This is a genomic window from Mariniflexile sp. HMF6888 (genome assembly GCF_044335535.1).
GTDB lineage: Bacteria > Bacteroidota > Bacteroidia > Flavobacteriales > Flavobacteriaceae > Mariniflexile.
The window spans coordinates 20,203-28,341 of sequence record NZ_JBIQVZ010000017.1 but is presented as its reverse complement, the minus strand read 5'-3'; the positions used below and the strand labels follow the sequence as shown (position 1 = coordinate 28,341).

The following is an 8,139-nucleotide window of genomic DNA, read 5'->3' as shown; positions in this document are numbered from 1 at the left end:
TCTGCTTCAGGTATTGAATATGTTACTTTTACTAATCGCAGTACAGGGCTGTTAGTTGATGGAATGTATAGAACTGATAACGGAGATAACGTAGGTCAGTGGAGTAATAGTGGAAGTTCTGCGCAACAATGGTCAATTGAAAGCAATGGGAATTACGTAATGCTTAAAAATAGAGCAACGGGTTTATATATTGATGGTATGGGTAGAAATTCTAATCCATCGATAGCTGGTCTATGGGCTTATAGTGGAAGTGATGCTCAACAATGGACACAAGAAGGCTCTGGTTCAGGTTATTTTAGATTTAAAAATAAAGCAACAGGTTTGTATCTTGACGGTTTAGGTGCTCTTAATAATGGAGATGATTTAGGACAATGGAGTGATAGTCCAAGTTATAACCAACAATGGTCAATAAATACAGTAGGTACTCAAAGTGCAAAAATGAGCTCGTTATCAAAAGAAAATATTTCAGAAGATTCAAAATTTTCAATAGATTTTTATCCAAACCCATTTGTTAATGAATTTAAGGTTGAAGCTACAAAATCGAATGAACCATTTCGAGTTACCATTTTTGATACTTTGGGAAGAAAAGTAGAAGCAGCAGAATCCTCTACTTCAAGCCAATTGGCAATGGGATCTTCATTGAAATCAGGATTATATATAGTGCAAGTTGAAGGAGTAAATTCAAATTACTCAAGATCATTTAAGATTCTTAAAAAATAAATCATTTTTTTGTTAGTAATTCGGTTCAAGGGTTGGGGTTTAAAGAGTATTAATATTCAGTAAGTTGAGGTTAAACCTTTGCCAAAGTTCAAAACTTTGGCAAAGGTATCTTCCTGATTGGTAAGGCTCATTTTCAACCCTTGATTCGCATTAAAAATAAAAAACTAGAAGAATTGGGCTATTGCCGACAAAAATCGAAATAACAAAAGCACTATTATTTAATAACAGATTATTAATTATAAAAGATGACAATCTCATTTAAACGTTATTGTAAAACTATGGAATTGCTTAATGATTCTGCATTAATCGAAGCATATAAAAAAGCACATGCAAAAGGGGCTGCTTGGCCAGAAATAACTCAGGGAATGAAAGAAGTAGGGATTATCAATATGGAAATCTATCTTTTTGGAACAAGACTTTTCATGATTATGGATACAACAGCTGATTTTAACCACGATATAGCAATGAATGAACTGGCAATGAAGCCGAGACAAAGCGAATGGGAAGCACATATGGCACAATTTCAGGACAGCTCTGTCGAGGCAACAGCGAACCAAAAATGGCAGTTAATGGATCGGATTTATGAAATGGACAAATAAACTACCCAACTATAAAGGGTTATAATGGAAAACAAATAAAATTTAATATGGTTATGAAGTTCAACTACAGTAGTTTTAATAAAAACTTGAACCTAATTGACAGTTAATAAAGTAAAATAACGTTTGATAATGAAGTAGCAATGATTTATCCTAATCAGGTAATTTCTTAAGTCGAATAAGACTGCTAATACAACAAATATGTATAGATCAATCAACATAATAAAACTCCTTTTGGGAGTGCTTTTTTTATCAATAAACATTTTTCATGCTCAAAGTCTTCCTGATTGGGAGAATCCTGATATTAATGGCATAAACAAGGAAAATCCGCATGCGTATGGTTTCTTGTTTGAAGAGAAAATGAATAATTCGATGGTTCAGTCGCTTAACGGTATCTGGAAATTTAAGTGGTCACCTGATCCACAATCGCGGCCGGTTGATTTTTATAAGGAGAATTATTCAACAAAAAGTTGGGACAACATTTTGGTTCCGGGAAACTGGGAACTTCAAGGATTTGGAACTCCTATCTACACTAATTTTATCTATCCGTTTAAGCCTGATTTTCCAAAAGTTACAAACGAACCTGAAAAGCATTTTACAAGTTTTCTTCAGCGAAATCCGGTGGGCAGTTATAGTACAACTTTTGCCATTCCTGAAAACTGGAACCAAAAACAAGTATTCATCAATTTTGGTGGTGTACTTTCCGCTATGTATCTGTGGATAAACAGACAAAAGGTTGGCTACAGCGAAAATTCAATGTCTCCAGCCGAATTTGATATAACAAAATATATCCGTAAAGGTGAAAATAAGCTGGACGTAGAAGTATATCGCTGGTGCGATGGTAGTTATCTGGAAGATCAGGATATGTGGCGATTAAGCGGTATTTTTAGGGATGTAGATTTAATTGCCCGCCCAAAAACCTACATCAGCGATTTTTTTGTGAAAGCAATGCCGGATAATTCGTTTGGCAACGCTAGCATTTCTATCAATCTGAATATTGATAATCGCTCAAATCAAAATATTGAAGGGCTGTATGTAGATGCCGAAGTTTCTGGTTTTTCTGCAAAAGGTGAATGGGTTGATCTTTCATTTTCTAAGAAAACTGAGGTGGTTCAAAAATCAAAGCAGGTATCAATCGAATTGAATTCATTGATAAAGCATCCCAAACTATGGTCTGCTGAAACGCCGAATTTATATCATCTTACTTTAAAACTCAAAAATAATAAAAACAAGATTGTTGACAAGGCCGAATGTTATTTTGGCGTTCGTAAAATTGAAATTCAGGGAGATGTATTTTATATCAATGGCAAAGCCATAAAACTCAAAGGTGTGAACCGTCATGAGCAACACCCGCGTACAGGAAAGCACGTGAGCCGAAATACCTTGATTCGAGATTTGGAGATGATGAAGCAGGCCAATATCAACATGATACGTACCTGCCATTATCCTGACGACCGCTTGTTTTATGAGCTTTGCGATAAATACGGTTTTTATGTAATGGATGAAGCAAATCAGGAATCACATGGTTTTGGTATTGGAAATAAGGAAATAGGCGATAACCCGATGTGGAAAAAGTCGCATGTAGAAAGGGCAGTTTCATTGGTACAGCGAGATAAAAACCACCCCTGTGTTATTTTCTGGTCATTGGGAAATGAAGGAGGTCAAGGACAAAACTTAATAGCGATGGCCGATACCATTAAGAAACTCGATCCAACTCGATTAATTTATTCAGATACAGAACGTAATGTTTCAGCTATTTATGATGAAGGTTACCTACATCCTGCTGATTTGAAAAAGTTAGGAGAACAAATAAAAGACAAGCCGGTATTTATGCGTGAATATGCGCATGTAATGGGCAATTCTGGTGGAAATCTTCAGGAATATTGGGATGTAATTTATGCAGATTCAAGCCTTATTGGAGCAGCTATTTGGGAATGGGTAGATCAGGCTTTGGCAAAGAAAAAAGATGGTTCTCCTCTAAAACTCACCGAACATCCAGATGATTATCAATTGAAAGACGATGAATTTTGGGCTTATGGAGGTGATTTTGGCGATAAGCCAAATGATGGAACTTTCAGTGTCAAAGGTTTGGTTTCATCAGACAGAAAGCCATATCCTCATTATTTTGAGGTTCAGAAAGTGTATCAACCAGTTATATTTCAGCTTGTAAATGATAAGGAGATAATGATTAGGGTTACAAACCATTTTGATTTTCTATCGCTTCGCAATTTCGATTTTGAATACGAATATAGATCTAATGGTAAGTCGATACAAAAGGGCAAGTTCAGTTGTGATAACATATTACCAGGAACAACTTCAAATATTATGTTGCCTTCATTAAAAGATCAAGCTGCAATTTCTTCAGAAATAAGCTTGAATATTTATGCTAAACTCAAGACCGCAACCCTTTGGGCCGAAGAAGGTTTTTGTATTGCACGTGAGCAGTTTGTAATCAAACCTTATAGTTGGACAAAAGTAACTCCGGTTGAAAAACAGGTAACTATAACAGAATCAGCTTCACAAATTGAACTTAAAACAGAAAAAATGTTCTTTACCCTAGACCGAAAAAATGGTTCATTAGTAAGTTGGAAAACTAACGGACAAGAGTTGTTAAAAGGCAATCTTGAACCCTATTTTTGGAAGCCACCGAACGATAATCAAAAGCAAAGTGGTTATTTAGAAGAATTGGGAAAATGGAAGAAAGCAGCAGAAAATAGGATAGTTAAAAATGTAGATATAGTTAAACAAGGCAATTTAACTACTGTTAAGTTTGATATGAATTTGCCAAGCATTGGTGCAAACTATATATTGAATTACCAATTAAACGGTGATGGAAAATTACAAGTGGAAGCAACATATATGCCTCTATCCGATACCATTCCTTTGATTCCTAAATTTGGAATGAGGGTTTGTATTCCGGAAAGCTTTAATGCTATAGATTGGTATGGTCGAGGACCATACGAAAATTATCCCGATAGGAAAACCGCTTCGTTGGTTGGTTTATATTATGCAGAATTAGAAAATTTTGTGGTTCCATATCCGGTGCCGCAAGATAATGCAAATCGCTGCGAAGTTCGTTGGTTTTCACTAAGTGACCAGAAGAATCAGATTATTAAAGTTACAGGTTTGCAGCCCCTAAATTTTAGAGCATGGCCTTATACGGAAGACGATTTAGAAAACACAACGCATAATTACCAGCTTCCGAAACGTGATTTTATTAATCTGAATATTGATTTGAATATTCATGGGGTTGGTGGTGACGATACCTGGGGTGCCAAAACAATGGAAAAGTATACTAATTCAGGTAATAAGCCTTATCACTATGGTTTTATTATGGAATATATTGGGAAATTATAACTTATTTAAAAACAAAACAATAACAATAATTCATTCAACCCATTATGAGAATACAAAAAAAACGTGTAAAAATGTTCTTATTAATTGGATTACTCCTATTAGCCACAAAAACATTCTCACAAAATCCTAATTTCCATATCTACCTCTGTTTTGGACAATCAAACATGGAAGGTCAGGGAGTGCTTGAAGCTCAAGATAAAACTGTTGACAGTCGTTTTAGGGTTCTTCAAGCAGTTGAATGCGCAGGTCGAAATATGGGTGAATGGCGTTCGGCCATTCCTCCTTTATGTCAGTGTAATACAGGTTTATCACCAGCTGACTATTTTGGAAGAACAATGGTGGCTAATCTTCCGGACAGTATATCTGTCGGTATTATAAATGTAGCTATTGGAGGAACTGATATCAGGTTGTTTGACAAGGATCTTTATCAAGATTACGATTCGATTTATAAGGAGGAATGGTTTTTATCAAAGTTAAGATTGTATAATGGAAATCCTCGTAAACGACTGATTGAAATGGCCAAAATAGCACAAAAGGATGGTGTTATAAAAGGAATTCTTTTACATCAAGGAGAGAGTAATGCTGGACAGCCTGAATGGATAGAATATGTAAAAAAAATATATAATGAACTATTAAATGATCTTTCTCTGGAAGCCAACTCTGTACCTCTTTTGGCAGGAGAGGTATTGTCTTCTCCCGGAAGTTGTTGTGGTACGTTGATGAATCCAATAATTAATAGTTTACCTATGACTATACCAACATCGTACGTTATTTCTTCAAATGAATTAACTGGAATAGATGCAGCACATTTTGATGCGTTAAGTTATCGTAAGCTTGGGATGAGATACGCTGCAAAAATGCTTTCATTAATGGGTATTGATGCTAAAGTTTTGGAACCTGAGATACAAGGATTGGAAACTTCAAAATAGCTTTTGATTGAGTAAATTATAAATAATTAGATGTTGTTATAACAGCTTCTAAACAAGTAGATAATTATATAGGATAATACTAATATAGAATAACAAAATGGACGGGTTTAATTTATACAAGGAGAATTATTTTAGAAAACAAATAGTATTGGTATTCATACTATTTTTAAGCTTTTTTTCAACTCATGCGCAAAATGAGATAGAAAGGAAAAAGTTATTTGACAACGACTGGAAATTCTTTTTGGGCGATACTCCAGAAGCTAAAGGAAATGATTTCAATGATGCGAGTTGGCGCAAACTCGATTTGCCTCACGATTGGAGTATTGAAGGAAAAGTAAATCCTAAAAATCCAACAAAAGGAGCTGGAGGATATTTCCCCGCTGGTATAGGATGGTATCGTAAAACTTTTCAAGCACCCGATGCTTGGAAAAATGAAAAAATTGCTATTTATTTTGAAGGTGTTTATATGAATTCCGAGATCTTTATCAACGGAAAATCGCTTGGTGTTCATCCGTATGGCTATACATCGTTCCGCTACGATCTGACACCCTATTTGAATTTTGGAAAAGAAAATGTTATTGCTGTGCAGGTAGATAATTCGCAACACGTAAACAGCCGATGGTATAGTGGATCCGGAATCTATCGTCATGTTTGGATGGTGGTTACCAATCCAGTGCATGTGGCGCAATGGGGGACATCCATTTCGACACCTGTTGTGTCTGCAAAAAAGGCAAGCGTACTGGTGAAAACGATGGTGAAAAACGAAACGAAATCAACCCAGAGCGTTGTTGTAAAAACTACTCTTTGGAATAAAAATTCAAAAACTACAGGAAAAGCTCAGGTGCAAATTAAGATTCCTGCCAACAGTGAAAAGGAAATAGCCCAGACCATTTACGTGTCAAATCCGTTGCTTTGGACACCTGAAACTCCCCATTTATATCAGGCTCAGATTCAAGTGTTAAAAGATAAAAAAGTATTGGACGACACTAAAACTAGTTTTGGTATCCGTTCTATAAAATTTACTGCTGAAAACGGATTTCAACTCAATGGAAAAACAGTAAAAATAAATGGGGGTTGTGTGCATCACGATAATGGGTGTTTAGGTGCTGCTGCTTTCGACCGTGCCGAAGAACGAAAAGTAGAATTGCTTAAAGCCGGTGGATTCAATGCAGTGAGGACTTCGCACAATCCACCTTCCGAAGCATTTCTTGATGCCTGCGATAGATTAGGTTTATTGGTAATGGACGAATCGTTCGATTGCTGGAAAGTAGGGAAAAACAATAATGATTACTCTAAATATTTCAACCAATGGTGGCAACGCGATTTGGACGCAATGGTTTTACGAGATCACAATCATCCTTCAGTTTTCATGTGGAGCATAGGTAACGAAGTACCCGAACGGGGAAAACCTGAAGCTGTGAAAACAGCCACCATGCTTATTGATGCGCTTAAAAAAATGGATAATACCCGTCCCGTAACGTCAGCTGTTGTTGAGAATGGCAAGGATTGGACAATAATGGACTCACTAATGGCAGTACACGATGTGGCGGGCTATAATTATCATTTGAATAGTGCACCCGATGACCATAAACAAGTGCCGTCGCGAATGATTGTCCATACCGAGTCTTATCCTAAAGATGCGTTTGTGAACTGGAAATTGGTACAAGAAAACAATTACGTTATTGGCGATTTTGTTTGGACAGCCATAGATTATCTCGGCGAAGCAGGTATTGGTAGAACTTATTATTCTGGCGAAACACCTGGAGAAAACTGGGATAACGATATGTTTCCCATTCATGCTGCTTATTGTGGTGATATTGACCTGATTGGTTGGAGAAAACCCATTTCGCATTACCGAAGCATGTTGTATAATACTAAAGAGAAACTTTACATGGCAGTTCGTGAACCAGCACCGGAACCACTAGAAATAAAAGAAACCTGGTGGTCGGTATACCCAACGTGGGAAAGTTGGACTTGGCCTGGATTTGAAGGTCGAAATATCGATGTTGAAGTGTATTCCAAATATCCAAAAGTAAAACTATATTTAGATAACAAACTTATAGGAGAAAAGGCAACAACCAGAGAGCAACAATTCAAGGCGACTTTTACAGTGCCTTATTCATCAGGAGAACTTAAAGCTGTTGGGGTTGAAAATAATAAAGAAATGGAATCAACCCTTCTACAAACTTCTGGTGATGCTACAAAAATGAAACTAACAGCTGACCGAAAAGAAATATTAGCTAATGGACAGGATCTATCATACATAACTATTGAAATAAAGGACAAAGACGGAATATTACAACCGAATGCCACTAATCGTTTGCATTTCAAAATTGATGGCCCTGGAGTAATTGCAGGAGTGGATAATGCTAACATTAAAGATACTGACCCTTATGTAAGCGATACACGTAATGCTTGGAAAGGTAAGGTATTAGTTGTTATAAAGAGCACACATGATGTGGGTGATATAACACTGACTGTTAGCTCACCGACTTTAGAAGAAAAGGCAATAAATATCAAAACTGTTACAAAATAAA

General features: G+C 36.3%; 5 protein-coding genes. All 5 read left to right on the top strand.

The window, feature by feature from the left end:
- The coding region (locus ACGLWY_RS18550) for an RICIN domain-containing protein (RefSeq protein WP_396621174.1) at positions 1 to 720 on the top strand (720 nt) is incomplete at its 5' end.
- A 245-nt stretch (positions 721 to 965) separates the two neighbouring features.
- Entirely contained in the window at positions 966 to 1,319 is a 354-nt protein-coding gene (locus ACGLWY_RS18545; RefSeq protein ID WP_396621173.1) for an L-rhamnose mutarotase, read from the top strand.
- Positions 1,320 to 1,517: 198 nt separating this feature from the next.
- A complete protein-coding gene (locus ACGLWY_RS18540) occupies positions 1,518 to 4,673 on the top strand; it encodes a glycoside hydrolase family 2 TIM barrel-domain containing protein (protein WP_396621172.1) in 3,156 nt (1,051 codons plus the stop codon).
- Between the two features lie 44 nt (positions 4,674 to 4,717).
- Positions 4,718 to 5,602, top strand: a complete 885-nt coding sequence (locus ACGLWY_RS18535) for a sialate O-acetylesterase (protein ID WP_396621171.1) — start codon at positions 4,718 to 4,720, stop codon at positions 5,600 to 5,602.
- A gap of 97 nt (positions 5,603 to 5,699) precedes the next feature.
- Entirely contained in the window at positions 5,700 to 8,138 is a 2,439-nt protein-coding gene (locus ACGLWY_RS18530; protein ID WP_396621170.1) for a sugar-binding domain-containing protein, read from the top strand.
- Position 8,139: the final 1 nt, after the last annotated feature.